This window comes from Paenalcaligenes sp. GW821-LYS-B07-1 (assembly GCF_058803365.1).
In genome coordinates this window covers 2,077,108-2,103,352 of record NZ_CM179516.1, presented here as the reverse complement: position 1 = coordinate 2,103,352, position 26,245 = coordinate 2,077,108, and the positions used below count along the sequence as shown (strand labels likewise).

The window sequence follows — 26,245 nt, the reverse complement described above, 5'->3', positions numbered from 1 at the left end:
ACTCGATTTACCCTAAAAAATTGCTAGACATAGGTACTATGCTTGCTATTGAATAGAGGGTTGGCCGGTTATTGATGGCGGCTTTTGCGGTAAAATAACCGATTATTTTCATTCACTAACTCACTCAAATAGGTCTCTAATGCAGCCCGAGGTTGAAATTCTGTCCGGTTTGGAGCGCCGTGTCGATCTGGTCGTTTCTGTGGCCGATGTCGAAAAAGAAGTCCAGGCACAACTTAAACGTGTGGCGCGTACCGCAAAAATTCAGGGCTTCCGCCCCGGTAAAGCACCACTAGCCATGATTGAGCGCAGCCACGGTCCTAGCGTCCGTTACGATGTGATCAATGCTGAATTAGGTAAAGCGATGGATGCGGCTCTGAAAGCTGCAGACGTACGTGTTGCTGGTACACCTAGCATCGAACCTAAAGAAGGTGAGCCTGCTGAAGGTACTATGGCGTTTAGCGCCACTTTCGAAGTGTACCCAGAAGTGGCTGTGCCTGATCTGTCCGCACTGGAAATCACTCGTAGCACAGCAGACGTTGGCGACGAAGAAATCCAAACAACTATCGATATCCTGCGTAAACAACGCGCCCAGTTTGAAGCTCGCGAAGATCGCGCTGCTCAAGACGGCGATCGTATTACATTGGATTTCAAAGGCACGATCGATGACGTGGCTTTTGAGGGTGGTACCGCCGAAGGTTTCTCCTTCGTGTTGGGCGAAGGCCGTATGTTGCCTGAGTTCGAAACAGCTGTGCAAGGCATGAAAGCCGGTGAAGAGAAAACCTTCCCGCTGGCATTCCCAGCCGATTACGGTGGCACAGAAGTTGCTGGTAAAACAGCTCAATTCGAAATCAAAGTAACTGAAGTTGCTGAAGCTGTTCTGCCAGAACTGAACGCTGACTTTGCAAAAATGCTGGGTCAAGCCGAAGGTGATGTAGAAGCGCTGAAAGCTGACATCCGTAGCAACGTTGAGCGTGAAGTTAAAGCTCGCGTGCAAGCTCGCACCAAAGCAAGCGTAATGGATGCCTTGGCTGGTGCCTCTACATTCGAACTGCCTAAAGCACTGATCGATGCAGAAGTGCAAAACCGTATCGCTGCAACTCGTGAAGAGTTGAAAGCACGTGGTTTGCCTAATGCTGAGAACTTCCCAATCCCTGAAGATAGCTTCAAAGAAGAAGCCGAGCGTCGTGTACGTTTGGGTCTGTTGCTGTCCGAATTGGTTAAAGCTGCTGAACTGCAAGCTAAACCAGAGCAAGTCCGCGCACGTATTGAAGAGTTTGCACAGAACTACGAACAACCTGCTCAGGTTGTGACATACTACCTGTCAGATCGTCAACGCCGTGCCGAAATTGAAGCTGTGGTGCTGGAAGATAACGTGGTTGAACACGTACTTTCTAACGCTAAAGTTACAGAAGAGGGCGTGCCATTCAACGAAATCATGGGGAACTAACTAAATGTCGTCTAGTTTTATCGACTTCTATGCTTCGATGCATGGGGGGCACTCAGTAACACCGTCCGGTTTGGGCTACATTCCTATGGTTGTAGAGCAGTCTGGTCGCGGTGAGCGTTCTTACGATATCTACTCACGCTTGTTGCGTGAGCGCTTGGTGTTTTTGGTTGGGCCGGTTAATGACCAGTCCGCTAACCTGATTGTGGCGCAACTGCTGTTCTTGGAGTCGGAAAACCCAGACAAAGACATCTCTTTGTACATCAACTCGCCTGGTGGCGGTGTGTACGCAGGGATGGGCATTTATGACACCATGCAGTTCGTGAAACCTCAGGTTTCAACGCTGTGCACTGGGATGGCAGCCAGCATGGGTGCTTTCCTGTTGTCGGCGGGGGAAAAGGGCAAGCGCTTTGCCTTGCCTAATTCCCGCATCATGATTCATCAGCCTTCAGGCGGTGCGCAGGGTCAAGCATCGGATATTCAAATCCATGCGCAAGAGATCCTGAGTCTGCGTGATAGTTTGAATGGTATTCTGGCTAAAAATACTGGCCAGACCATTGAGCAAGTTGCGCTGGATACTGAGCGTGATCGTTTCATGTCTGCTGCTGAAGCGAAAAACTATGGTCTGATTGATCAAGTCTTTACGCACCGTTCAGACGAAACGGCTTAATGGGTGTGACCGCGCTGCCTAGCTTTGTGGCTGGCAGCGTGGGCACTTGATGTTTTGCAGGGAAAACGCTTTTTCTCTCTATTTTTCACAGAGTCCTATGTCCGATAAACACTCGTCCGATGACAAAGTCCTGCATTGTTCGTTTTGCAACAAGAGCCAGAGCGAAGTCGGCAAGCTGATAGCTGGACCTGCTTCAGTATTCATTTGTGATGAATGCATTACCTTGTGCAGTGACATTATTCACGAAGAGTCACAGGAAAAAGCTAAGGAAGCCATCAAAACTGAGCTTCCTAAACCCAAAGAGATTACCGGGTTTCTTGATCAGTATGTGATTGGTCAAGAGTCTCCTAAACGTAGCTTGGCTGTTGCGGTATACAACCACTACAAACGTATTCGCTATGCGAGTACTACTGATGATGGTGTAGAGCTTTCCAAGAGTAATATTTTGCTGATCGGGCCTACTGGCTCCGGTAAAACATTGCTGGCCCAAACATTGGCGCGCATGTTGAATGTGCCGTTTGTGATGGCTGATGCTACGACACTAACCGAAGCTGGGTATGTGGGTGAGGATGTGGAAAATATCATCCAAAAACTGCTACAAAGCTGCGAGTATGATGTGGAAAAAGCGCAGCAAGCGATTGTCTACATTGATGAAATTGACAAGATTTCTCGTAAGTCTGACAACCCATCCATTACCCGTGACGTATCGGGTGAGGGTGTGCAGCAGGCTTTGCTGAAATTGATCGAAGGTACGGTTGCCTCGGTGCCGCCACAAGGTGGTCGTAAGCATCCTAACCAAGACTTCGTGCAAGTAGACACTACAAACATTCTGTTTATTGTGGGTGGTGCGTTTGCTGGTCTGGATAAAGTCATTCTGGATCGTACAGAAAAATCTGGTATTGGTTTCTCTGCATCTGTTAGCTCTAAATCCGAGCGTGGTGTGGGCGAGCTGTTTACTGAAGTAGAACCAGAAGACTTGATCAAGTTCGGTATTATTCCCGAGCTGGTTGGTAGGTTGCCTGTGGTCACAACCTTGCAAGAGTTGGATGAGGATTCCCTGATCCAAATTCTGACTCAACCACGTAATGCCTTGGTTAAACAGTTCCAACAACTGTTTGCGATGGAGGACGTGAGCTTGGAAGTGGAAGATGCTGCACTGCGTGCTATTGCTAAACGCGCGATTACTCGTAAGACGGGTGCTCGTGGTTTGCGCTCTATTGTGGAACAGTCACTGTTGAACACAATGTATGAGTTGCCATCGCGTCCTGATGTGGGCAAAGTGATACTGACAGCAGATGCTGTGAGTGGCAAAGGTGAGCCCATCATGGTGGAACGCAGCGAGGAAGAAAAAACGGCAGCAACATCTGATACTGCAGCCGCCTAACTGGGAAACTTTCTGTTATAAATAACAGACTCATTGCTTCCTTGGCTCTTGAAATATTCAAAATAGCCGCAACCTTACAGTTAAGAAGTGCATCTAAAAAGGGAAGCTTCATGCTTCCCTTTTGCGGATGACGGGCTTATTAAAAGGAATTTGCTATGTCTGCGAGCCAGATTCTTACTACGGAACCCATGGAGCTACCGCTGTTGCCGTTGCGCGATGTGGTGGTGTTTCCGCATATGGTGATTCCCCTGTTCGTGGGGCGTCCACGATCCATTAAGGCGTTGGAATTGGCAATGGAAAATGGTAACCACATTATGTTGGTTGCCCAGAAAACTGCCAGCAAAGATGAGCCTTCCAAAGATGACCTATACGAAATAGGTTGTGTAGCGAACATTCTGCAAATGCTGAAACTGCCCGATGGCACCGTAAAGGTGTTGGTCGAAGGTATGCAGCGTGCACGTGCGGTTGATGTGACGGAAACCGACGAGTGTTTCAAAGCTAAGGTTGTGGCTGCAGAAGTCGAGTCTGCAGCGTCGGCATCAGAGCACGAGGCTTTGCGTCGTGCTGTGTTGGCGCAGTTTGAGCAGTACGTCAAACTGAATAAAAAGATCCCGCAAGAAATTCTGACTTCTCTGACTGGCATTGAAGAGCCAGGTAGGCTGGCCGATACCGTGGCTGCTCACTTGAGCCTGAAGCTGGAACAGAAACAGGAAATGCTGGAAATGGCTGCTGTAGGCAGTCGTTTGGAAGCGCTGTTGGCTCAGCTGGAATCTGAAATCGATATTCTTCAAGTGGAAAAACGCATTCGCGGCCGCGTGAAGAAACAGATGGAAAAAAGCCAGCGCGACTACTATCTGAACGAGCAAGTCAAAGCGATTCAGAAAGAGTTAGGCGAGGGCGAAGAGGGTGCTGATCTAGAAGAACTGGAAAAACGCATCGAAGAAGCCAAGCTGCCTAAAGAAGCACAGAAGAAAGCGGAAGCTGAACTGAAAAAACTGAAGCTGATGTCGCCTATGTCGGCAGAGGCTACCGTAGTGCGTAACTATCTGGATACCTTGGTAGGTATGCCATGGCGCAAGAAGAGCCGCATCAGCAATTCGCTGGTGAGTGCTCAAGAAGTGCTGGATAGCGATCACTTCGGTCTGGAAAAAGTGAAAGAGCGCATTGTTGAATACTTGGCTGTTCAACAACGTGTGAGCAAACTGAAATCTCCTATCTTGTGTTTGGTAGGGCCTCCAGGCGTGGGTAAAACCTCGTTGGGTCAGTCTATTGCTCGCGCAACCAACCGCAAGTACGTGCGTATGGCGCTAGGTGGGGTGCGTGACGAGGCCGAGATTCGTGGTCACCGTCGTACCTACATTGGCTCCATGCCAGGTAAAGTGCTGCAGAACATGTCCAAAGTAGGGGTACGTAACCCGCTGTTCCTACTGGATGAAATCGACAAGTTGGGAATGGATTTCCGTGGCGATCCGTCATCGGCATTGCTGGAAGTGTTAGATCCTGAACAAAACCACACTTTCCAAGATCACTACTTGGAAGTGGACTTCGATTTGTCCGACGTGATGTTCGTGGCCACCAGCAATACACTGAATATTCCACCGGCGTTGTTAGACCGTATGGAAGTGATTCGTTTGTCTGGTTATACCGAAGACGAAAAAGTACGTATTGCGTTTGACCACTTGATTCCTAAGCTGGTGAAACACAACGGCGTTAAAGATGGCGAGTTAGAAGTCACTGAAGATGCTGTGCGCGACATGATTCGCTACTACACACGTGAAGCTGGAGTGCGTTCGTTAGAGCGTGAAATCAGCAAAATCTGCCGTAAGGTAGTGCGTAAGTTCTTGGAAGCAGCTAAATCAGATGCTAAACCAACAACGGTAGTGGTGAACTCCGAAAACTTAGAAGAGTTCTTGGGCGTACGTCGTTATACGTTTGGTGTGGCCGAAACCGAGAACAAAGTAGGTCAGGTGACTGGTTTGGCATGGACTGAAGTGGGTGGCGATCTGCTAACCATCGAGGTTGCCGACATGCCTGGTAAAGGTAACATACAGCGTACTGGTTCTATTGGTGACGTGATGAAAGAGTCGGTGGAAGCCGCTCGTACGGTAGTTCGCTCGCGTGCTCAGAAGTGGGGTATTCCTGATACCACCTTTGAGAAACGTGACTTGCACGTACACTTCCCTGATGGTGCTACACCTAAGGATGGTCCATCTGCGGGTATTGCGATCACTACAGCCATTGTGTCGTCGTTGACCGGTATTCCTATCCGTGCTGATGTTGCCATGACAGGCGAGATCACTCTACGTGGTGAAGTGCTGGAAATCGGTGGCTTGAAAGAGAAACTGCTGGCAGCACTGCGTGGTGGTATCAAAACTGTCATGATTCCAGAGCAAAACGTGAAGGACTTGGCTGAGATTCCAGATAACGTCAAAAACCACTTGGAGATTATTCCAGTGCGTTGGATTGATAGAGTGCTGGAAGTGGCATTGGAAAAAATGCCTGTGCCATTAAGTGATGAAGAAGTTGCCAGATTGGCAGCGGAAGCCGCTGTTGCTAACAAAGTGGTTAGCGGTACAGGTGGTTTGAGTACTACGCACTAAGTCTAGTGTCACAATAAAAACAGCCCAGTAATCACTGGGCTGTTTTTTATCGCTGTGAAACAAGTAATTAGTGTATGGGTGTATTACGGATCAGGCCTACAGCAATACCTTCTACACTAAAGCTGTCTTCGTCGGAAACAGGAATAGGGTTGAAATCAGGGTTCTCGGGCATCAGGTTGATGGTTTTACCGTCGATGTGCAAGCGCTTAACGGTTACATCGTCACCTAGGCGGGCCACAATCACTTGGCCATGGCGAGCTTCTGTGGTTTTCTTTACGGCAAGCAGGTCGCCTTCCAAGATGCCGATGTCACGCATACTGAGGCCGCGTACGCGCAGCAAGTAATCGGGCGTTTGGCTAAATAGGTTAGGGGCAACACCAATTTCTTGTTCTACATGAGCACTAGCTAGTATAGGGCTACCTGCTGCTACTCTACCAATGATAGGCAGCTGCAAATTATTACTGGCGATGTCGTGATCGTTAGCGGCAGTAGGCATGGTGGTGTCGTCTTGCACAAGACGAATACCACGCGATGCGCCAGCAGTTAATTCAATGGCGCCTTTTTTTGCCAAGGCCTTAAGGTGATCTTCGGCAGCATTGGCCGACCTAAAGCCCAACGTCTGAGCGATTTCCGCTCTAGTGGGAGGAAAACCGGTGCGCTGTATCTCTTGACGGATGATGTCAAGCACCTGTTGTTGCCTGATGGTAAGTTTGACGGCCATGATATATTGGATGCTGTTTATTTATACAGCAATGATTTTGCGTTAAAATACAAGAAAAATCAAGCCGTATGGGCCTTTGGGCTGATCTGGGCACATTTTTGTGCTGGCTGTTTCTTCAGGACTCCGTGTCACCTATCCTATGTCAGAGTTTGCTCCGCGTTTTGTCAATTTCCCCGATAGCCCTTTTTCGCTGTACGAACCGTACCCGCCAGCGGGCGATCAGCCTGCGGCTATTGAAAAGCTGGTAGAGGGGCTAGAAGATGGTTTGATGTATCAGACTCTCTTGGGGGTGACGGGGTCAGGTAAAACCTACACCATGGCAAACGTGATTGCGCGCACGGGCAGACCGGCCATTGTGATGGCGCCAAACAAAACCTTGGCGGCGCAGTTGTATGCCGAGATGCGTGAATTTTTCCCCCGTAATGCGGTGGAATACTTCGTGTCGTACTACGATTACTATCAGCCTGAAGCGTACGTGCCATCACGAGATATGTTTATTGAGAAAGACTCGTCTATCAATGAACATATAGAACAGATGCGTTTGTCAGCCACCAAAAGCTTGTTAGAGCGTCGCGACACTATCATTGTGGCGTCGGTGTCCAGTATCTACGGTATTGGTAACCCCGGCGATTATCACTCAATGGTACTGACTTTGCGCGTAGGGGATACGGTTCCTAGGCAAGAGCTATTAGCGCGGTTGGTAGCGATGCAGTACGAGCGTAACGACGCTGATTTTGCGCGGGGTATTTTCCGGGCAAGGGGCGAGGTCATTGATGTGTTCCCCGCCGAGAACGCGGAGCAAGCCCTACGTATCACCATGTTTGATGATGAAATCGAGTCGTTAGCGTTGTTTGATCCGCTGACGGGCAAGATTCAGCAAGATGTACGTCGCTATACCGTGTTTCCCGGGTCGCACTTTGTGACACCGCGCGAAACTATTTTGCGTGCGATGGAAACCATCAAAGACGAGCTGCGTGAACGAGTGGATCAGTTTGTAAAAGCTGGCGAATTGGTAGAGGCTCAGCGTATAGAGCAGCGCACGCGCTTTGATCTGGAAATGATGAACGAGTTGGGCTTTTGTAAAGGCATTGAAAACTACTCCAGGCACTTATCGGGGGCTGCTCCTGGTGATCCGCCGCCTACGTTGATCGACTACCTGCCTAAAGATGCCTTGATGTTTATTGATGAAAGTCACGTCACCATGGGGCAGATAGGGGGTATGTACCGAGGTGACCGCTCTCGTAAACAAACGCTAGTGCAGTTTGGCTTTCGCTTGCCATCAGCGTTGGATAACCGCCCGTTGAAATTAGAAGAGTTCGAGCAGCGCATGCCACAAACCGTGTTTGTGTCGGCAACGCCAGCAGCCTACGAGCAAGAGCACGCGGATGCGGTGGTGGAGCAGGTGGTGCGTCCTACAGGCTTGGTGGATCCGTTGGTAGAAGTGCGTCCAGCCACTACGCAGGTGGATGACCTGCTAGGTGAGATTAAACTGCGTGTTGCCGCTCAAGAAAGGATTTTAGTCACGACGCTGACCAAGCGCATGTCGGAAGACTTAACCGATTACTTGGCCGAAAACGGTGTTCGGGTGCGCTATTTGCACTCTGATATTGATACGGTAGAGCGCGTGGAAATTATCCGCGATTTGCGCTTAGGTATGTTCGATGTTCTGGTGGGCATTAACTTACTGCGCGAGGGTTTGGATATCCCGGAGGTCTCTTTAGTCGCCATTCTGGATGCCGATAAAGAAGGTTTCTTGCGCTCAGAGCGCAGTTTGATTCAGACCATTGGTAGGGCGGCGCGTAACTTAAATGGTCACGCTATTTTGTATGCAGACAGAATTACAGACTCTATGCATAAAGCGATGAGCGAAACAGAGCGTCGTCGTGAAAAACAAGTGGCGTTCAACCTAGAGCACGGTATTACGGCGCGTGGTGTAAATAAAGCGGTACGCGACCTGATTGATGGTGTGTCGGCAGCGCCTGTGGTTGAAACCGAATACAGCATTATTGGTAGTGATGTACTGGGTGACGAGAAAAAACTAGCCAAAGAAATCAAGCGTCTGGAAAAACAAATGATGGATCACGCAAAGAATCTAGAGTTTGAGCAAGCAGCGAAAGCACGTGACCAGTTGCGTCAGTTGAAAGAAAAAGCGCTATTGGGATTGTAAATAATTCGCGTTGTTTTCACGGTACGAAATGGTGTATTGTGTTGTGGGAAAACCCTTATTTTAGATTGTGTTGTTTGCTATACTGGACTAAATCAGTCGGGTATAAACAGCCATAAGCGTGCCCGCCATAAGCTGAGGAGTTTCAGTATGCGTTTGACGACAAAGGGCCGCTTTGCTGTAACGGCCATGATAGATCTGGCGTTACGACAACAAAGTGGGCCAGTCACTTTGGCTAAAATTAGTGAGCGTCAGCATATTTCGTTGTCGTATCTAGAGCAGTTATTTGGAAAGCTGCGCCGCCATGAGTTGGTGGAAAGTACGCGCGGACCTGGTGGTGGTTATTCACTGGCTAGGCTGGCTAGATACATTACGGTTGCCGACATTATTTTCGCGGTAGACGAGCCGGTTGATGCCACAAACTGCAAGGGCAAAGGCAATTGCAAGTTGGGTGCCGGTGGTAGCCGAGGTCAGTGTATGACACATGACCTCTGGGCCAACCTAAGCCGTAAAATGGTGGACTACTTAGATTCAGTGTCGCTACAGGATTTAGTAGACCAGCAGCGTTTGCGTCAGCTAGAAGAAGCGGCTCATAACGACGAGGAAGTCATTTCAGTGCAAAAAACTAGCACACCCGTAGCTTCCAGTGTTTTCAACTTTGGTGGCTGACGTGCAGAAACAATCTAGACCACTGTATTTGGATTATGCGGCTACCACGCCTTTGGATGGGCGTGTGCTAGAGCAGATGATGTACTGGTTGCAAGACGGTTACGGTAATGCAGCATCCAGCAGCCATAGCTATGGTTGGGATGCAGAAGAAGCCGTAGAGCGTGCGCGTACTCAGGTGGCTAACGCCATCGGTGCGCAGGCGCGCGATATTGTGTGGACATCAGGAGCTACCGAGTCTGATAACTTGGCCATCAAAGGTGTGATGCAAGCGTATCAGAACAAAGGTAAACACCTCATTACGCTGCAAACCGAGCACAAGGCTGTGTTAGACACTTGTCATGCGTTAGAGCAGCAAGGTTTTGAAGTGAGCTATTTGCCAGTGCAGGCAGATGGTTTGCTGGATATAGAGTTACTACGCACGCATTTACGTCCTGACACCACGTTGGTCAGCATCATGTTGGTGAACAACGAAATTGGTGTGGTGCAAGATGTAGCGGCTATTTCCGCGTTGTGCCATGAAAACGGTACGTTGTTGCATGTGGATGCGGCTCAAGCGGTAGGTAAGCTACCTATAGATGTAGACGCCATGGGCATCGATTTATTGTCCATGTCAGCACACAAGGTGTATGGCCCTAAAGGTATGGGGGCGCTGTATGTGCGCCGTAAACCGCGAGTACGTTTAGAGGCGCAAATGCACGGTGGTGGACACGAACGTGGCATGCGTTCTGGTACGTTGGCGACTCACCAAATCGTAGGTATGGGCGCGGCATTTGAGCTGGCCGAGCAACTACGTGAAGAAGAGTGCCAACGCATACAGCAATTGCATCAGCAGTTGTTGCAGGGCTTGCAGGCTATACCCAATATTTACATTAATGGTTCGTTATCCCAACGCGTACCTCACAACTTGAGTGTGAGCTTTGATGGGGTAGAAGGCGAGGCCTTAATGATGGATTTGTCTGGCTTGGCGTTATCCAGCGGCTCAGCCTGTACATCCGCCAGTTTAGAGCCTTCTTTTGTGTTGAAAGCTATAGGTCGCACGGATCAACAAGCACATAGCTCGTTGCGTATTTCCTTAGGGCGTCAGACTACAAAAGAAGATGTAGATACTACGATTGCGGCCATACGCCACAGTGTAGAGCGTTTGCGTAACTTGTCTCCCTTCTGGGAACACGAGCAAAGCAGCTCGTTGGTGTCGTAGGTAAAGGGATATCATGCGGTATAACGCGCAGGTAGAGTCATATTTCAAACAGCCCGAACATGCGGGTGTGATAGCGATTGCGACGGCAAAAGCGGGTAGTGCACTGGCAGGCTCAGTGAAAGAAGGTGCGGCAATTAAGTTGTCGCTAGGTGTGGATGAAAGCGGTGTGATCCAACAAGCTAGGTTTCAAGCTTATGGTTGTGGTGCCACTATTGCTGCGGCAGAATATGCCTGTAGATGGGCAGAAGGTAAGCCTGTAGAGCAATTGGCATCCTTAACTAGCGCTGAGCTGATGCAGGCCTTGGATTTGCCAGCCGTGAAGTTGCACAGTGCAATTTTGGCTGTAGAGGTGCTACGCGATGCGGGTAGCAAAATTGTACCGTCACAGGGTGAATGAGGTAAAAAATGGCGATTACATTAACTGAAAGTGCGGCTAAACATATCAACCATCATTTAAGCAAAAATGATGCGCAAGCGATGCGTTTGAGCGTACGACTAACAGGGTGCTCCGGCATGGCCTATAAGTGGGACTACGTGAGTGCTGGCAACGAAGGCGATCAAGTCTTTGAAGAGCACGGCATTACGGTGTACGTAGACCCTAAAGCTTTGCCGTTTATTGATGGCACGGAAATTGATTTTGTACGCGAAGGCTTAAGTAGCAGCTTTAAGTTTCATAATCCTAATGAAGCGGCAAGTTGCGGTTGCGGTGAGTCCTTCACCATTTAAGTGCTACGTATAAGAAAAAGGCTCAATGTTGAAAAACATTGAGCCTTTTTTATTGCTGCCAGCACGAGGCTGGCGAAGCATGGATTACTCGCGACGTAGGTGCGGGAACAGAATTACGTCACGGATGCTTGGGCTGTTTGTCAGCAGCATTACCAAACGGTCAATACCGATACCACAACCACCTGTAGGAGGCATACCGTATTCCAACGCACGGATGTAGTCGGCATCGTAGTACATGGCTTCTTCGTCACCCGCATCTTTGGCGGCTACTTGAGCTTGGAAGCGTTGTGCTTGGTCTTCTGGATCGTTCAACTCTGAGAAGCCGTTAGCAATTTCACGACCTGTGATGAACAACTCAAAACGCTCAGTAATACCTGCTTCGGAATCCGATGCACGAGCCAATGGAGACACTTCAACTGGGTAGTCGATGATGTAAGTAGGATTCCACAGTTTGGACTCAGCGACCTCTTCGAACAGTGCCAATTGCAGCGCACCCAAACCAGCGTTTGCCAGAGGAGGGTTGTCTACGTCTACTTTCAGGCGTTTTAATTCGGTGCGTAAGAAAGCGATGTCTTGCAACTGGCTTTCTTGGTAGCCTTCGGCGTACTTCTGAATGGCTTGGATAATGGTCAAACGCTCAAACGGTTTGCTCAGGTCTAGCTCTTGGTCTTGGTACGTCAGTACGGCTGTACCGTGTGCAGCAATTGCTGCGTTACGGATCAGTTCTTCAGTGAAGTCCATCAACCAGCGGTAGTCGGTGTAAGCCGCGTAGAACTCCATCATGGTGAACTCAGGGTTGTGGCGTGGGCTCACCCCTTCGTTACGGAAGTTGCGGTTAATTTCGAATACACGCTCAAAGCCACCCACTACCAGACGTTTTAAGTACAGTTCTGGTGCAATACGCAGGTACATTTCCATGTCTAGCGCATTGTGGTGCGTCACAAAAGGCTTAGCCGATGCGCCACCTGGAATAGGGTGCAGCATGGGTGTTTCCACTTCAAGGAAACGCTCTTGCAGCATGTTCTGACGGATGCTGTTGATGATCTTGCTACGTGCCAAGAATGTGCCACGTACCTCTTCGTTCATGATGAGGTCAACGTAACGTTGGCGGTAACGCAGTTCTTGGTCAGCCAAGCCGTGGAATTTATCGGGCAGGGGGCGCAACGATTTGGCCAGCAGGCGAATGCTGCTGGCGTGAATGGAGAGTTCGCCTTTATTGGTTTTGAACATGATGCCTTCAACGGCCAGCATGTCACCAATATCCCAAGTTTTGAATTGTTCGTAAACGTCTTCGCCTACCGAGTTTTTATCCAGATAAATCTGGATGCGGCCGCTACCGTCTTGCAGCGTGGCAAAACTGGCCTTACCCATTACTCGCTTCAGCATCATGCGCCCAGCAACGGATGCAGGGTGTTTCAATTCGGCCAGTGCTTCTTTTTCGTGCTCGCTGAAGTTAGCGTGCAAAGCGTCGGCTTGGTCGGCAGGGCGAAAATTGTTGGGGTAAGCCACACCATTTTCACGAAGCTGTTGAAGCTTGCCACGACGCTCGGTAATCAAATGGTTTTCGTCGGCATGCGGGGCAGGAGTAGGTTGAGTCATGGTTTCAGTAAACTTTACAAATAACGACGGATATCATCCAGGAGGGTGCTGCCGAACACATCACTACCCATGTGGCGCAGAATGTGTGCAGCCGTTTCCTCTGGGGAGCTGAGTTGTTGCTCGGCATGTAGGTTAAGAAAGCGTTGTAGGTCTGGAAAGTCAGAGACTTTCTGTTGACGTATGACACTTTGCATTGGGCTATCAATGACACCGGGGGCGAGGGATACGCAACGCAGGCGAGGGTGGTTTTCCATCGCCAGAGTTTGTGTGTAGAAATCTAACGCTGCTTTAGTTGCTCCATAAACGCCCCAGCCAGCGACGCTGCGTCTGCCGGCACCTGAAGAAATGTTCAAGATACGGCGTTCGGCAGCACTGGCATCTGTAGCGGACAGCAGCGTGGCACATAAGGCGATGGCACTGCCTACATTTAACTGCAGGGCTTGTTGTATAGCCATTGCATCGCTTAGCTGATTGGCTTGTGCAACTGGTTCTACAGTGCCAGCGTTATTGATCAGCCAATAGTGCTGGGCAGTGCGGGGCAGCGTGTGTTGTAACCACTCTTGTGTAGCCAGTACACCCTCAGCAGAGGATAAGTCTGCTTGCAAGGCATGCAGCGTGGCTCCTTGCTGATCAGCAAGGGCGGCTAAAGAGGGGTTATCACCTCGGGCAACCGCAAAGAGGGTAGTGTTAGCGTCTAGCACTTGCTGTGCCATTGCTGCACCTAAGCCTTTTGATGTGCCTGTGATGATAACAACGCGCTGTGTACTCATGGTGTTATAGACCTTGCTTCAGGCTGGCCTGAATAAAGGGGTCAAGGTCGCCATCCAGCACTTTTTGTGTGTTGGATACTTCCAAGTTGGTACGCAAATCTTTAATACGACTTTGATCCAGCACGTAGGAGCGAATCTGGTGACCCCAACCCACATCGCTTTTGGCGTCTTCCAGTTTCTGCTGGTCAGCCATACGCTCACGCAGCTCTTTTTCGTACAACTTAGAGCGCAGCATTTGCATAGCTTCTGCACGGTTACGGTGCTGGGAACGGTCGTTCTGACACTGCACCACAATACCGGAAGGCAAGTGAGTCAAACGTACTGCTGAGTCGGTTTTGTTCACGTGCTGACCACCCGCACCACTGGCGCGGTAGGTGTCTACGCGCAAGTCGGCAGGGTTCACTTCGATTTCAAAGGAGTCGTCTACTTCGGGGTAGACGAACACGCTGCTGAACGAGGTGTGACGGCCATTGTTGGAGTCAAATGGGCTTTTACGTACAAGACGGTGCACGCCAGTTTCGGTGCGCAGCAAACCGTAAGCATATTCGCCTTCAATTTTGATGGTAGCTGATTTAATACCCGCTACCTCACCATCTGAAATCTCTAGGACTTCAGCTTTGAAACCTTTGTGTTCGGCGTAGCGCAAGTATTGGCGCAGCAAAATAGAGGCCCAGTCTTGAGCTTCTGTGCCGCCAGCACCCGCCTGAATGTCCATAAAGCAGTTGGACGGATCGGCAGGGTTGGAGAACATGCGGCGGAACTCTAGCTCTTCAATACGTTCGCAGGCACTGGCAATGTCTTCTTCTACGGCTTGCAGGGTGTCATCGTCGTCATCAATGGCGGCCAAGTCAAACAGCTCTTTGCTGTCGTGCAACGCACTACGGATTTCGTCCAGTTCGGTCACCACGCCTTCAAGGCTTTTCTTTTCACGGCCAAGTTCTTGGGCGTGTTGAGGGTCGTTCCAGACGTCTGGGCTTTCTAGCTCAGCATTAACTACGATTAAGCGGTGTGCTTTTTCATCGTAGTCAAAGATACCTCCGTAGTTCAGCCTCGCGCCTGATGTAATCTTCCAGGTGCGATTCAATGGCGTTTTGACGTTCGGCTTCCATAGCGATGTACTTCCTGTGTGGTGGCATAGCCATGATTAGTGCTATGCCCAAAATTCAGTCAAAAGGAATAATTTTAACCTGTTAGATCATATAAGGGCAGGGTGAGTGCGGCTTTTTGTGTGCATTCAGCTGATTTTAAGGAATTATTATCATTCGTTTTTAAAAGTGGCTTTCACTATACTAAGTTTTTAACCATAAGAAATTAGCCCTATTACGGAGACATAATGGGGCATATATGTCGTAATGAGTCAGTCAAAACTTACCCCAGCCACGGTGGCTTTTCTTGTTATTCCAACCATGCTTTGGGCGGGCAATGCCATCGTAGGGCGTATCGTGAGCGACATGATTCCCCCGGTGACGCTGAATTTTGTGCGTTGGATTATTGCGCTGATTATTTTGTTGCCGTTTGGTTATTCGGTTTTGCGACCTAGCAGTCAATTATGGAAAGAGTGGAAACGTTATTCCATTTTAGGTCTGCTGAGTATTGGTCTTTACAACACTTTGCAGTACATGGCATTGCAAAGTTCTACACCCATCAACGTGACCCTAGTAGGGGCCAGCATGCCTATCTGGATGCTGCTGATCGGGCGCGTATTTTTTGGTGCATTGATGAACCGCTGGCAGTTGCTGGGTGGCCTCGTATCGTTATGTGGTGTGGTGATTATTCTGACGCGTGGCGATCTGACACAGATCATGTCTATGCGTTTAGTGATAGGGGATTTCTATATGATCCTATCCACCATCGCATGGGCGTTGTACAGCTGGCTCTTGTTGGCTAAAAAACACCCTGAAGATGTGCGTCGTAACTGGGCCACCTTACTGATGTCGCAAGTGGCATTTGGAACGGTGTGGTCTGGCTTGTTTGCCTGGGGCGAGTGGGCTGCCTTTGATGTGCACATTCACTGGGGCACTGAACTGTATTGGGCGATGGCGTATGTGGCGATAGGTCCTGCCATTGTGGCCCTGTACTGCTGGGGGGAAGGGGTGCAGCGCGCAGGCGCCGCAACCGCCGGGTTCTTTACCAACTTTATTCCCCTGTTTGCGGCGTTGTTGTCTACAGTGTTCTTGAATGAGCTGCCTAAAACCTTCCACGCTATCGCATTTGCCCTGATTGTGGGTGGGATTATGTTGGCATCCCGCAAACGAAACGTTGCTTAAGGATTAACGCTGGCAGCGTACTCCACAATCAGTTGCAATGAGGTTTGGCCATTCCATGTGTTGGGGGCCAAGCTATACACCACTTCAATAACGCCATCTAGCAATTGATCGTGATTAAACCAGATGGCATCCAATACTTGGGTGCCACGTTCTACTTGCAGTTTCAGATGGCGGTCTTTCAGCAAGCGTTGCTGGCGAATAATAAAGCGGTCACGGAACAAGGGGGCGGGGAAACCGGCTCCCCATACTTGTGATTGCAACAGGTAGGCAGTCTCTACACTGTAGTGGTCAAGAGACAGGCTGCCATCAGTTTCAATGATGGGTTCAAAGTACTCACGTCCGCTTAAGGTACGCACGGCATCATCAAAGAGCAGCATGAACTCTGCATAGTTTTCTTCCTTGATGCTTAGGCCGGCCGCCATGGCGTGGCCGCCGAATTGGGCAATGATGCCGGGTTGGCGTTTAGAGACTAAATCCAACACATCACGCAGGTGTACATCGGGTACTGAACGCCCCGAGCCTTTCAGCATGATGCCATCGTCGCTGCGAGCAAAAGCTAGCACGGGACGCCAGAATTGTTCTTTTAGCCTCGATGCTACCAAGCCTACTACGCCTTGATGCCAGTCTGGGTGATACACGCACAAGCTGGCTCGCTGCTCGGGGTTGTGGCTCACGTGCTGCTCCACAGCAACCAATGCTTCTTGGCGCATGTGTTGTTCAATTTGGCGACGATCTTGGTTCATGTCCTCCAGCTCTTGTGCCAATAGCATGGCCTCAGCTGGATCGTCGCTAAGCAAACAGCGTATGCCCAATGCCATATCTGCCAAACGACCTGCGGCATTAATACGGGGGCCTAGTGCAAAGCCCAAGTCAAAGGTGCTGGCTAATCCTGGATGACGTGCGGCAACGCGAAATAGCGCTTCAATGCCGGGTTGCATGATGCCGGAACGTATTTGTTGCAAGCCTTGGTTCACCAGTAAACGGTTATTGCTGTCTAAGCGCACCACATCGGCGACGGTGCCCAAAGCAACAAGATCGCTTAAGCGATTCAAGCGGGGCTGAGTTTTGGCATCAAACACACCGCGTTGGCGTAATTCAGCGCGCAAGCCCAACATCAGATAAAACACCACGCCCACACCTGCCAAATTCTTAGAGGCAAAATTGCAGTCGGGGTGGTTGGGGTTCACGATGGCTGATGCATCAGGTAGTTCATCTCCGGGTAAGTGATGGTCGGTAATAATGACTTCCATACCAGCGGCTTTGGCTGCTTCCACACCGCTTACGCTAGCAATTCCGTTATCCACGGTGATCAGTACATCAGGTTTGCCGTCTTCGTGTACTAAGGCTAGATCAACAATGGCTGGCGATAGGCCGTAGCCTGTTTCAAAACGATTCGGTACTAAGAAGCTAACGGTGGCGCCCATCATACGTAATGCTCGTACGGCTACGGCACATGCTGTGGCACCATCGCAGTCGTAATCCGCTACGACCAGCAGTCGTTTGTTGGCGACAATAGCATCGGCCAGAAAGCACGCGGCCTGTTGCAGGTCGCGCAACAGGGCTGGCGAAAGCATTTGTGCCCAATCGGTAGAAAGTTCTTCTGTGCTGGACACCCCTCTGGCCGCCATCAGTTTTGCCAGCAGCGGGTGTGTGCCTGCACTGGTAAGTGTGTTGACGTAGTCGGGGTTGATCGTACGATCTTGTATTACTGGGATGACCATTGTTTCTTCCAATCATTTTGCTTGGAGGCAAAGAGTTTACGCAGAAAGCCAGCAGGGCGCGGGTTTACATTCAGCAAGCGGCTTTGACCGCATAGCACAATAGAAGGTGGCTGCTGTTGCAGAGGGGCAAAGCAATTTTTTTCTAAAAGCTGCCAAGCCTCTAGCCAACGCGACCAGTCTTGTTGCAGTAAAGAGTCTTCCAAGTCTGTAAAGAGCTGATAGGGTGCGGCGTGTGTGCTCTGGAATTGCTCTGCAGAACCACCACCTTGTAGCCATAAGCTATTGATGGGCAGTTTGCCTTCGGCAGAACGTTGCTGGTTAACGGGGTGGTTGAACCAGAACATTTGCAACTCATTCACGAGCTTGCGCCATGGGCGCGTTGCGGCATCTTGTTCCCACCAGTGATTAACAGCGCTTTGGCTGACTAAGGCTGAACTTACCGTACGTGCGTGGAAATCTTCGGGCGGCTGAATGCGCCAATAGCGGGTATTCACGTATTCAGCAGAAAAACCAGTGTCTTCGAACCAAGCCACGCTACTGCTGAACAATGCTTCGCTTTCTTCTGGCGTGATAGCGAGATCAGAGGCGGGTATCAGCGCTGCACCATCGCGTGAGGGGGAGATATGTACCAGCTCGCCTAACCAAACAGCAGCTTCGGGCGCTAAAGTTAGGTTTTGTTGCGATTGCATCCACAAAACCCCTAGACCTGCGCTACTATGCTGAGCGGGTTTGGGTTGGAATCCTGCCTGTTGCAGTTGCCAATACTCCAGAGCAGTACAGCGTTCTTGATTGCTATCCAGAACCTGCACTGTGCTTTGGCTTTGATTAAGCCAATGAGTCAGGGTGGGGGCAGCTTTTTCCAGCTCAGGCAAAAGTTTTGATGCGTAGGGTGGTTCAGGCAGGGCACCTGAGAGTACTATTTGCATAGAAGTTTTCTGTCTAATACACGTGCGGTGGCAAAATTTATGTCGTTTGAATGGTGGGTTGGAGCGCGCTATGCGGGATTAACCCGAGCGAAGCGTAGAACAGGGCAGCGAGGGGACAGGTTCGTTTCGTTCATCGCAGCGAGTTCCATGGCGGGTATCGCTCTAGGGGTTGCGGCTCTTATTGTAGTGCTTTCAGTCATGAATGGCTTTCAAACGCAGGTGCGTGATCGAATGTTGTCGGTTTTGCCGCATATAGAGTTGTTTTATCCTGGGCAGCCGCATCAGCGTGTACTGGAAATGTGGCCCGATATTGCCAAAGAAGCAAAACAGAATTCAGCCGTACAAGGTGCTGCGCCATTCGTGGGGGCGCAAGGCATGTTGGTGCGCAATAACGTATTGAGTGGTGCGCAGATTCGAGGTATAGATCCTAGTGTGGAAACGCAGGTTTCTGAGCTGGCAGATCAACTGTATGCCGGTAGTTTGAATGCCTTAAAAGATGGCAGTTTTGGCATTATTTTAGGGCAAAAACTGGCAAATACGCTGGGGGTGGGGCAGGGCGATACCTTAATGGTGATGGCGCCTCAGGGCACTATTTCTCCGGCTGGTTTTTCGCCGCGTATGCGCCAGTTCACGGTAGTGGGGTTGTTTTCATCAGGCCACTATGAATACGATGCGTCGCTGGCTTTTGTGAATGTGCAAGATGCAGCGCGTATTTTCCGTGACAGCGGTGTGAGTGGCGTGCGTTTGCGTATTAAGGATATGCAGAAAGCTCCAGAGGTAGCAGTAGAGCTGCAGGGGCAACTGCCTAGTGGCGTGATTGCCAGCGACTGGACACGTAATAACCGTACATGGTTTGCGGCTGTGCAAACCGAGAAGCGCATGATGTTCTTGATTTTGACACTGATTGTGGCGGTAGCGGCGTTTAACTTGTTGTCGTCGTTAGTGATGGCGGTAAAGGATAAGCGCAGTGATATTGCTATTCTGCGTACGTTAGGGGCAACGCCCGGTGAGATTGCTCGTATCTTCTTGGTGCAGGGCAGCTTAATTGGTTTCTTGGGAACGGGTCTTGGTGTGCTGTTAGGTGTGTTGATCGCCTATAACGTAGATGTCATCGTTCCCTTTATTGAAAACCTTATTGGCCTGCAGTTCTTGCCTGAGCAGATCTATTTCATCAGCTCCTTACCTTCTAATCCGCAAGTGGCTGATATTGTTATTATTGCGGTGACCTCGTTGATTTTGTCGTTCTTGGCAACGCTGTACCCCAGCTGGCGTGCCTCGCGTTTGCAACCCGCACAGGTATTGCGTCATGACTGATTTTGTAATGTCTTCTACTCCCGTGATTGAGGCCCGTGACTTGGGCGTGCGCTATAGCGAAGCGGGTCGCGATATCAGCATTTTGCATGATGTGTCGTTGCAAGTGCAGGCGGGTGAAATGGTTGCTATTGTGGGGGCCTCTGGCTCGGGTAAAAGTACGCTGTTGCACATACTGGGTTTGCTGGATAAACCCACGAAAGGACAAGTATGGGTACAAGGCCAAGCTACCGATAATATGAACGAAAAGCAGCGTAGTCGCTTGCGTAATCAGGCGTTGGGGTTTGTGTATCAGTTTCACCATCTGCTGCCCGAGTTCCATGCGTTGGATAACGCTGCCATGCCGTTGATTGTGCGTGGCTTGAAACGCGATGACGCACGCGCACAAGCGCAGGCGTTGCTAGAACGAGTGGGTTTGGGGGAGCGCTTGGATCACTTCCCTGGGCAATTGTCAGGCGGTGAGCGCCAACGTGTGGCCTTGGCACGTGCGTTGGTGTCTAACCCGGCATGTGTGTTGGCTGACGAACCTACGGGTAACTTAGATCGCCACACCGCTGATGAAATGTTTGGCTTGTTGCAGGAAGTGAATCGTGAGTTGGGCACGGCTTTTGTGATCGTGACGCACGACGTGGCCTTGGCGTCCCTCGCGCATAGGCAGTTGCACATGGTGGATGGCAATCTACAATAAGCTAAACCGCATAAGCATGCGTACAGGGTGTTATCAATACTCTGTATGTATGGCACTGTGTAGGTCGTATCACGGGGAAAGCCATGCTGATAGATAGTCATTGCCATTTGGATGCACCAGAGTTTGACGCGGACCGCGACCAGGTGTGGTGGCGAGCACAGGCAGCAGGGGTGCAAAAAGTGGTAGTGCCAGCGGTAGAGGCAAGTAACTTCCAGACTGTGCGTGATTTGGCTCAGCAACACGACGGCGTTTACTACGCTCTAGGTATACATCCCCTATATGTACCGCGCGCACAGCCGAGCGACTTAAGATTATTAGAAGAAACCGTACAGCAGGCCCTAGAGGATCCCTGTTTTGTGGGCATCGGTGAAATAGGGCTAGATTTTTTCGTGCCTGAGCTGTGTACACCTGAGATGCGTGAGCGCCAGTTGGCTTTTTATGGGCAACAAGTAAAGCTAGCAGCGCGTTATCACTTGCCGGTGATCTTGCATGTGCGTCGCTCTGTGGATGTCATCACTAAATACCTGCGTCAGCACCCTACGCTACGCGGTATAGCACATGCGTTTAATGGTAGCCAGCAACAGGCTGAAATTTTGCTGGATTTGGGTTTTAAATTAGGTTTTGGCGGAGCCATGACGTTTGAGCGTGCCAAACAAATACGCCGTTTGGCCAGCGATTTACCGCTCACGGCCATTGTGCTGGAAACTGATGCGCCCGATATTCCGCCAGCATGGTTGGGTAAAGCGGGGCAAGAGGATGACTCCCCATTGGTGCGGCGTAATGAACCAGCCCACTTGGCGCGTATGGCTCAAGTGCTGGCAGAGTTACGTGCTGTGCCGCTAGAGACTGTTATCCAGCAGACAGGAAACAATGTGCTGGAAGTCTTGCCGCGATTAGCCCAGTAAAGCGCCGCGCTGTTCTCAGTACCTACGTACATAATCGCACTGACATAACGGTTCATACGGGAGCCTAGTCGCCGCTGCCCGGCGGTAGGCTACAGCTTTTGCATAGCGCCAATGCGATTGCTACAACGACAATTCTCTGGACGAGTTACCGTGCTGGCCATGGTGGCCGTCGCTATATGGGTGCACACATTTTCTGAATTGCCGGCAGATTGGCTGTTGTATAGCCTCTGGTTGTTGGTTGTGCTGGGGTGTGTGGTGTGTTGGCGCAGACCGGCATCTGCCTATGTGATGGTGCCGTTGATGGCAGTCGCTATAACTGTGTGGTGGGTAAGCGTGGCTGCCACCAGCGCTTGGCGCAAGTCTTACCTGCGGTAGATGAAAACAGAGTCTCGCGTGTAGAGTTTGAGGTTATAGGTTTACCGCAGCAAACGCCTAGTAGCCTACATTTCACCGCACGAGTACGTCAGAGCAAACCAGAGGGATTGCCTAGCACCATACAGGTGAGTTGGTCGGCCGCTGCGTGGACGGGGCCTTATGGCAAGCCTATGAGTGTTGACTTCCCTACTGTGTCGCCTGGGCAAGTCTGGCAAAGTAATATGCTGGTCAAAACACCGCATGGTTATCAGAACGAAGAGGGTTTTGACTACGAGCAATACAGTTTTAGTCATGGGATTCGGGCCTTAGGTAACGTGCGCGGTGAACCCAAGCTGTTATTCACGCTTTCGTGGTGGCAGCGATCGTGGTCGGTGATGGCGCAAAGCCTGCGTTATGAATTACGTAAAGCCATGTTGCCCTATGTACAGTCCTATCGTTATGGCGGTGTGCTGTTGGCGTTGAGTGTGGGCGATCAAAACAGCATACAAAGCCAAGACTGGTTGGTGTTTAACCGGGCGGGGCTTACGCACCTAGTGTCTATTAGCGGCTCGCATGTCACGCTGATGGCGGTGCTGGTAGCTACTGTTATGTCGTGGTGTTGGCGACGCTTGCGATATAAACGGGTGGCATTGGCGGAATATTGGCCTGCTCAAAAAATAGCGGCGTGTGTAGCATTGCTTGTGGCGGCTTTGTATTGCACGGTGGCTGGCTGGGGCGTGCCTGCACAACGTACTTTTTTAATGTTAGCGGTGGTGGTAGGTACCCGTTTAGCCAGTGTGTCGTGGCAACCGTCGCAAACTTTAGCGTTAGCCGCCGTCTTGGTGGTGTGGTTAGACCCATGGGCGGTAGTGGCCAGTGGGTTTTGGCTATCGTTTGGGGCCGTGACCGTACTGTTGTTGTGCTATCACTGGCAGGGGCATGCTATGCAACCTAAACAAGGGTGGGTGGCCCTTGTGAGTTATGTGCTGCAGGTGTCGGCATGGCAAGTAGTGATTAGCTTGGCGCTATTTCCTGCATTGGGCTGGCAGTTTCATGAGATTTCACTCATCTCGCCTGTTAGTAATGCCTACGCCATTCCGCTTATAGGGATGGTGATTACACCCCTGTCCTTGTTGTTGATGTTGGTTGCGCCCATAGAGGGTCTTTCTACGGTGGCACAAGGTGTGGCGTGGTTAGCTCATGCATTGTTGGAGCTTATGATGCGGCCCACAGAGTGGCTGTGTGAACTTCCGGCTGCCAGTATGGCCGTAGCGTGGGCACCATGGTGGACGTATGGGATAGCGGCGTTAGGAATGGGGTATGCCTTCTTGCCTAAGGGGTTGCCTGGCAGACATTGGGGCTGGATAGGATTACTGCCGTGTTTGCTATGGGGGCGCACACCAATTACTGAAGGTGAGTGGCGCGCGGACGTCTTGGATATAGGGCAAGGCGGTGCGGTGTTGGTGCAAACACGTCGCCATGCTTTGCTTTTTGATACGGGGCAGCGTTTAAGTTATCAAAACGATGCGGGCGATAGAGTGATTGTGCCGTTATTGCGGGCCAAAGGCATTACTACACTAGATTGGCTGGTCTTGTCCCACGACGATTTAGATCATACTGGCGGTGCGTTTAGTGTGCTGCAAGCCATCCAGGTGCAGGCTCTTTATACGAGCTTTTCTGCGCGAGCGTATTTTGGGCGTGAAGCGGCATTGCTCGGGGTGCCATCGCCGTTGTTGCCTACAACTGCGCAACAACTCTGCCAACAAGGTGTGTCATGGCAGGTGGATGGTGTGCGCTTTAGCTTTGTGTGGCCTGATGCGTCGGCGTTAAGGACTAAAGACAGCAATGCACGTAGTTGCGTATTGAGTATACGTAGCGCGCAAGGGAAAAGTCTGCTGCTAATGGGGGATATAGGCGTGGCTCAAGAAGCAGTGTTGTTAAAACAGGGCCTGGAACCACATGATGTGGTGGTCGTTGGGCATCATGGTTCCCGTACCTCATCATCAGTAAATTGGGTGCTTTCCATGCAGGCGACTTGGGCGATCGCGCAAGTTGGTTGGGGAAATAGGTTTGGGCACCCGCATACCGAAGTGGTACGGCGTTGGCAGCGATTTAAGTCAGTGTTTATTCGTACCGATTATGCTGGGGCCGTGCGCATCGTAACGGAAGGCTCGCGTATACAGGTACAGTGTCAGCGCCAAGTACGTGCTCGTTATTGGCAGCATCCAAGTTCAACACTACAAGCATCCTGCGATCAGACGCTTAGAGAGAGTCAATGATGCGTGTAGAATGGACATTACTCTTTTCCTACTTTGGCGCAGCCTGCCCATGAACAGCCACTCTGCTATGAGCTCTGAACCTCGTTTGGATTATGTGATGTGCGCATCACCTGCCGGTACGCATCGTATGGCGTATTGGGAATGGGGTGATCCTGATAATCACAATATTCTGTTGTGTGTGCACGGTTTGACCCGTAGCGGCAGAGATTTCGATGCCTTAGCGCAGGCCTTATCCAGCCATTACCGTGTGGTATGTCCTGATGTGGTGGGGCGCGGTGCGTCCGATTGGCTGCTAGATCCTACGTATTACGCTATTCCTCAGTACGTGGCCGATATGCTGACCTTAATTGCTCGCTTGAAACCCACTACGTTGGATTGGGTGGGTACATCTATGGGCGGATTAATAGGTATGGGGTTGGCAGGTAGCGTGGCAGTGTCCGCTCAACTGCGATTGTCGCACCCGTTGAGTCTGCCTGCATCGCAGCAAATCCCGCTAGGTAAATTGGTGTTGAATGATGTGGGGCCAGCTCTAAGCTGGGAAGGCTTACAGCGCATTGGCGATTACGTCGGTATTCCAGTGCAGTTTGCTAGCTTTGAGCAAGCCGTAGCCTACGTGCGCCAAACCTTGGCTGGTTTCGGGCCGCATACGGATGCTGAGTGGGAAGACATGACGCGTATTGCCTTTGTGTGTACAGCAGAGGGGGAATGGATTAAGCATTATGATTTACGTATCGCGTTGCCTTTCACTACACAAACCGAAGCCGCTATGCAGTTAGCTGAGCAGGTGCTATGGCAGTCGTACCAAAGTTGGCCACATCAGGTGCTGATCATGCGCGGGCATGAGTCTGATTTGTTAAGTGCTGATACGGTGCAAGACATGCTTGCTAAGCATCCTGCTGCGCATAGTGTGGAAGTGGCCGGAGTAGGGCATGCGCCCACGTTGCGTCATGCGGATCAAATCGCGATAGTAGAACAGTTTTTGATAGGGTAGTAAGGCATGAGAAACCAAACACTTAATGTGGACTTACATTGCCATTCCACAGCGTCCGATGGTTTGTTGCCACCCAAGGAAGTAGCGCAACGCGCGGCCGCCAATGGCGTGCAGTTGTGGGCGTTGACCGACCATGATGAGCTTAGTGGGCTAGAAGAAGCGCGGGCCGAGGCCACACGTTTGGGTATGCAGTTTATTCCCGGCGTAGAAATTTCCGTGACGTGGGCGGGGCGTACCGTGCACATCGTGGGTTTAAATGTAGATGATCACCAAATGCAGCTTAATGATGAGTTGGCATATATACGGTCAGGGCGGGAGCAGCGTGCGCAAGAAATAGGGCAAAAGCTAGGTGGTTTAGGTATTCCTAATGCTTATGAAGGTGCCTTGCGTTATGTGTCTAATCCGTCGCTCATTAGTCGTACGCACTTTGCTCGTTTTCTGGTGGAAGAAGGGCATTGCGCCAACGTGGGTGAGGTGTTTAAACGTTATCTTGGCGACCATAAAGCAGCCTATGTGCCCATGCAATGGGCAACGCTTGCGCAGTCAGTAAACTGGATACGTGAGGCGGGAGGTAAGGCGATTATTGCGCACCCCGGTCGCTACGAATTTACGCCAGTGCAGTTTGGGGCGTTGTTTGATGAGTTCAAAGCCTTGGGCGGTGTAGGGATTGAGGTGGTCACAGGTAGTCACCGAGCCGACCAATATGCGGAATATGCGCAGGTAGCACGCCATTACGGGTTTGAGATTTCCTGCGGTTCGGATTTTCATGCGCCAGGTGAAGGGCGTTTGGACTTAGGCAAGTTGCCGCCTTCGCCCACCGATTTGCCTACCGTATGGGATGAGTGGCTGGGCTAGCCA

General features: G+C 50.7%; 22 protein-coding genes. 16 read left to right on the top strand and 6 right to left on the bottom strand.

The genetic code is table 11. From position 1 onward, the window contains the following. The first annotated feature begins 139 nt into the window (after positions 1-139). From tig to lon, 4 genes are all read left to right on the top strand, one after another. Positions 140-1,447 carry a trigger factor gene (gene tig, locus AC3QL0_RS09990; RefSeq protein ID WP_493008347.1) on the top strand — a complete coding sequence of 436 codons (1,308 nt, stop codon included), beginning with the start codon at positions 140-142 and terminating at the stop codon, positions 1,445-1,447. A gap of 4 nt (positions 1,448-1,451) precedes the next feature. Next, positions 1,452-2,114, top strand: coding sequence for an ATP-dependent Clp endopeptidase proteolytic subunit ClpP (clpP, locus tag AC3QL0_RS09985; RefSeq protein ID WP_493008346.1), 663 nt, complete (start codon positions 1,452-1,454; stop codon positions 2,112-2,114). 97 nt (positions 2,115-2,211) lie between these two features. Then, positions 2,212-3,498 (top strand): ATP-dependent Clp protease ATP-binding subunit ClpX, encoded by a 1,287-nt coding sequence (gene clpX, locus AC3QL0_RS09980; protein ID WP_493008345.1) that lies wholly within the window; start codon positions 2,212-2,214, stop codon positions 3,496-3,498. Positions 3,499-3,653: 155 nt separating this feature from the next. After that, a complete protein-coding gene (gene lon, locus AC3QL0_RS09975) occupies positions 3,654-6,098 on the top strand; it encodes an endopeptidase La (protein ID WP_493008344.1) in 2,445 nt (814 codons plus the stop codon). Positions 6,099-6,165: 67 nt separating this feature from the next. Here the strand turns inward: lon and lexA are convergent, their stop codons facing one another. Continuing rightward, positions 6,166-6,819: a transcriptional repressor LexA gene (gene lexA, locus AC3QL0_RS09970; RefSeq protein WP_493008343.1), complete on the bottom strand. Its 654-nt coding sequence runs from the start codon at positions 6,817-6,819 to the stop codon at positions 6,166-6,168. 139 nt (positions 6,820-6,958) lie between these two features. Here lexA and uvrB point away from each other — a divergent pair, with 139 nt between their 5' ends. From uvrB to AC3QL0_RS09945, 5 genes are all read left to right on the top strand, one after another. Further along, positions 6,959-8,986 carry an excinuclease ABC subunit UvrB gene (gene uvrB / locus AC3QL0_RS09965; protein ID WP_493008342.1) on the top strand — a complete coding sequence of 676 codons (2,028 nt, stop codon included), beginning with the start codon at positions 6,959-6,961 and terminating at the stop codon, positions 8,984-8,986. A 147-nt stretch (positions 8,987-9,133) separates the two neighbouring features. After that, on the top strand, positions 9,134-9,652 hold the full coding sequence (gene iscR, locus AC3QL0_RS09960) for a Fe-S cluster assembly transcriptional regulator IscR (RefSeq protein ID WP_430223059.1): 519 nt from the start codon (positions 9,134-9,136) through the stop codon (positions 9,650-9,652). Between the two features lies 1 nt (position 9,653). After that, a complete protein-coding gene (locus tag AC3QL0_RS09955) occupies positions 9,654-10,850 on the top strand; it encodes an IscS subfamily cysteine desulfurase (protein WP_493008341.1) in 1,197 nt (398 codons plus the stop codon). Positions 10,851-10,863: 13 nt separating this feature from the next. Further along, positions 10,864-11,247, top strand: a complete 384-nt coding sequence (locus AC3QL0_RS09950; protein WP_493008340.1) for an iron-sulfur cluster assembly scaffold protein — start codon at positions 10,864-10,866, stop codon at positions 11,245-11,247. 8 nt (positions 11,248-11,255) lie between these two features. Further along, a complete protein-coding gene (locus tag AC3QL0_RS09945; RefSeq protein ID WP_135865514.1) occupies positions 11,256-11,576 on the top strand; it encodes a HesB/IscA family protein in 321 nt (106 codons plus the stop codon). 84 nt (positions 11,577-11,660) lie between these two features. Here AC3QL0_RS09945 and lysS read toward each other — a convergent pair whose 3' ends face one another. The 3 genes from lysS to prfB all read right to left on the bottom strand — a co-directional run bounded on the left by lysS (position 11,661) and on the right by prfB (position 15,054). After that, positions 11,661-13,175, bottom strand: coding sequence for a lysine--tRNA ligase (lysS, locus tag AC3QL0_RS09940; RefSeq protein WP_493008339.1), 1,515 nt, complete (start codon positions 13,173-13,175; stop codon positions 11,661-11,663). A 14-nt stretch (positions 13,176-13,189) separates the two neighbouring features. Continuing rightward, positions 13,190-13,945, bottom strand: coding sequence for an SDR family NAD(P)-dependent oxidoreductase (locus AC3QL0_RS09935; protein WP_493008338.1), 756 nt, complete (start codon positions 13,943-13,945; stop codon positions 13,190-13,192). A gap of 4 nt (positions 13,946-13,949) precedes the next feature. Beyond that, a protein-coding gene (gene prfB, locus AC3QL0_RS09930) for a peptide chain release factor 2 (protein WP_493010976.1) occupies positions 13,950-15,054 on the bottom strand; the annotation gives its coding sequence in 2 pieces (ribosomal slippage) (positions 13,950-14,972 and positions 14,974-15,054; 1,104 coding nt in all). Positions 15,055-15,297: 243 nt separating this feature from the next. Between prfB and AC3QL0_RS09925 the strand changes: the two genes are divergently transcribed. Then, on the top strand, positions 15,298-16,212 hold the full coding sequence (locus AC3QL0_RS09925; protein ID WP_493008337.1) for a DMT family transporter: 915 nt from the start codon (positions 15,298-15,300) through the stop codon (positions 16,210-16,212). Here the strand turns inward: AC3QL0_RS09925 and recJ are convergent. Both recJ and AC3QL0_RS09915 read right to left on the bottom strand, forming a co-directional pair. Then, positions 16,209-17,933, bottom strand: a complete 1,725-nt coding sequence (gene recJ, locus AC3QL0_RS09920; RefSeq protein ID WP_493008336.1) for a single-stranded-DNA-specific exonuclease RecJ — start codon at positions 17,931-17,933, stop codon at positions 16,209-16,211. The two genes, AC3QL0_RS09925 and recJ, sit on opposite strands and share 4 nt — an antisense overlap. Beyond that, entirely contained in the window at positions 17,918-18,859 is a 942-nt protein-coding gene (locus tag AC3QL0_RS09915; protein WP_493008335.1) for a hypothetical protein, read from the bottom strand. Before AC3QL0_RS09915 ends, recJ begins: the two co-directional genes overlap by 16 nt. Positions 18,860-18,898: 39 nt before the next feature. Here AC3QL0_RS09915 and AC3QL0_RS09910 point away from each other — a divergent pair, with 39 nt between their 5' ends. The 6 genes from AC3QL0_RS09910 to AC3QL0_RS09885 all read left to right on the top strand — a co-directional run bounded on the left by AC3QL0_RS09910 (position 18,899) and on the right by AC3QL0_RS09885 (position 26,242). Next, positions 18,899-20,173 (top strand): lipoprotein-releasing ABC transporter permease subunit, encoded by a 1,275-nt coding sequence (locus AC3QL0_RS09910; RefSeq protein ID WP_493008334.1) that lies wholly within the window; start codon positions 18,899-18,901, stop codon positions 20,171-20,173. Further along, complete coding sequence (locus tag AC3QL0_RS09905) at positions 20,166-20,858, top strand: ABC transporter ATP-binding protein (protein WP_493008333.1); 693 nt, start codon at positions 20,166-20,168, stop codon at positions 20,856-20,858. The genes AC3QL0_RS09910 and AC3QL0_RS09905 overlap by 8 nt, the downstream gene beginning before the upstream one ends. A gap of 83 nt (positions 20,859-20,941) precedes the next feature. Then, a complete protein-coding gene (locus AC3QL0_RS09900) occupies positions 20,942-21,763 on the top strand; it encodes a TatD family hydrolase (RefSeq protein ID WP_493008332.1) in 822 nt (273 codons plus the stop codon). Between the two features lie 257 nt (positions 21,764-22,020). Further along, positions 22,021-24,396, top strand: coding sequence for a DNA internalization-related competence protein ComEC/Rec2 (locus AC3QL0_RS09895; RefSeq protein ID WP_493008331.1), 2,376 nt, complete (start codon positions 22,021-22,023; stop codon positions 24,394-24,396). Between the two features lie 67 nt (positions 24,397-24,463). Further along, positions 24,464-25,387 carry an alpha/beta fold hydrolase gene (locus AC3QL0_RS09890; protein WP_493008330.1) on the top strand — a complete coding sequence of 308 codons (924 nt, stop codon included), beginning with the start codon at positions 24,464-24,466 and terminating at the stop codon, positions 25,385-25,387. Between the two features lie 6 nt (positions 25,388-25,393). Beyond that, complete coding sequence (locus AC3QL0_RS09885) at positions 25,394-26,242, top strand: PHP domain-containing protein (protein WP_493008329.1); 849 nt, start codon at positions 25,394-25,396, stop codon at positions 26,240-26,242. The last annotated feature ends 3 nt before the right edge of the window (positions 26,243-26,245 follow it).

Bases quoted from the DNA above. Each gene is read 5' to 3' on its own strand.
- tig (WP_493008347.1), top strand. From the start codon at position 140: ATGCAGCCCGAGGTTGAAATTCTGTCCGGTTTGGAGCGCCGTGTCGAT.
- clpP (WP_493008346.1), top strand. From the start codon at position 1,452: ATGTCGTCTAGTTTTATCGACTTCTATGCTTCGATGCATGGGGGGCAC.
- clpX (WP_493008345.1), top strand. From the start codon at position 2,212: ATGTCCGATAAACACTCGTCCGATGACAAAGTCCTGCATTGTTCGTTT.
- lon (WP_493008344.1), top strand. From the start codon at position 3,654: ATGTCTGCGAGCCAGATTCTTACTACGGAACCCATGGAGCTACCGCTG.
- lexA (WP_493008343.1), bottom strand. From the start codon at position 6,819: ATGGCCGTCAAACTTACCATCAGGCAACAACAGGTGCTTGACATCATC.
- uvrB (WP_493008342.1), top strand. From the start codon at position 6,959: ATGTCAGAGTTTGCTCCGCGTTTTGTCAATTTCCCCGATAGCCCTTTT.
- iscR (WP_430223059.1), top strand. From the start codon at position 9,134: ATGCGTTTGACGACAAAGGGCCGCTTTGCTGTAACGGCCATGATAGAT.
- AC3QL0_RS09950 (WP_493008340.1), top strand. From the start codon at position 10,864: ATGCGGTATAACGCGCAGGTAGAGTCATATTTCAAACAGCCCGAACAT.
- AC3QL0_RS09945 (WP_135865514.1), top strand. From the start codon at position 11,256: ATGGCGATTACATTAACTGAAAGTGCGGCTAAACATATCAACCATCAT.
- lysS (WP_493008339.1), bottom strand. From the start codon at position 13,175: ATGACTCAACCTACTCCTGCCCCGCATGCCGACGAAAACCATTTGATT.
- AC3QL0_RS09935 (WP_493008338.1), bottom strand. From the start codon at position 13,945: ATGAGTACACAGCGCGTTGTTATCATCACAGGCACATCAAAAGGCTTA.
- AC3QL0_RS09925 (WP_493008337.1), top strand. From the start codon at position 15,298: ATGAGTCAGTCAAAACTTACCCCAGCCACGGTGGCTTTTCTTGTTATT.
- recJ (WP_493008336.1), bottom strand. From the start codon at position 17,933: ATGGTCATCCCAGTAATACAAGATCGTACGATCAACCCCGACTACGTC.
- AC3QL0_RS09915 (WP_493008335.1), bottom strand. From the start codon at position 18,859: ATGCAAATAGTACTCTCAGGTGCCCTGCCTGAACCACCCTACGCATCA.
- AC3QL0_RS09910 (WP_493008334.1), top strand. From the start codon at position 18,899: ATGTCGTTTGAATGGTGGGTTGGAGCGCGCTATGCGGGATTAACCCGA.
- AC3QL0_RS09905 (WP_493008333.1), top strand. From the start codon at position 20,166: ATGACTGATTTTGTAATGTCTTCTACTCCCGTGATTGAGGCCCGTGAC.
- AC3QL0_RS09900 (WP_493008332.1), top strand. From the start codon at position 20,942: ATGCTGATAGATAGTCATTGCCATTTGGATGCACCAGAGTTTGACGCG.
- AC3QL0_RS09890 (WP_493008330.1), top strand. From the start codon at position 24,464: ATGAGCTCTGAACCTCGTTTGGATTATGTGATGTGCGCATCACCTGCC.
- AC3QL0_RS09885 (WP_493008329.1), top strand. From the start codon at position 25,394: ATGAGAAACCAAACACTTAATGTGGACTTACATTGCCATTCCACAGCG.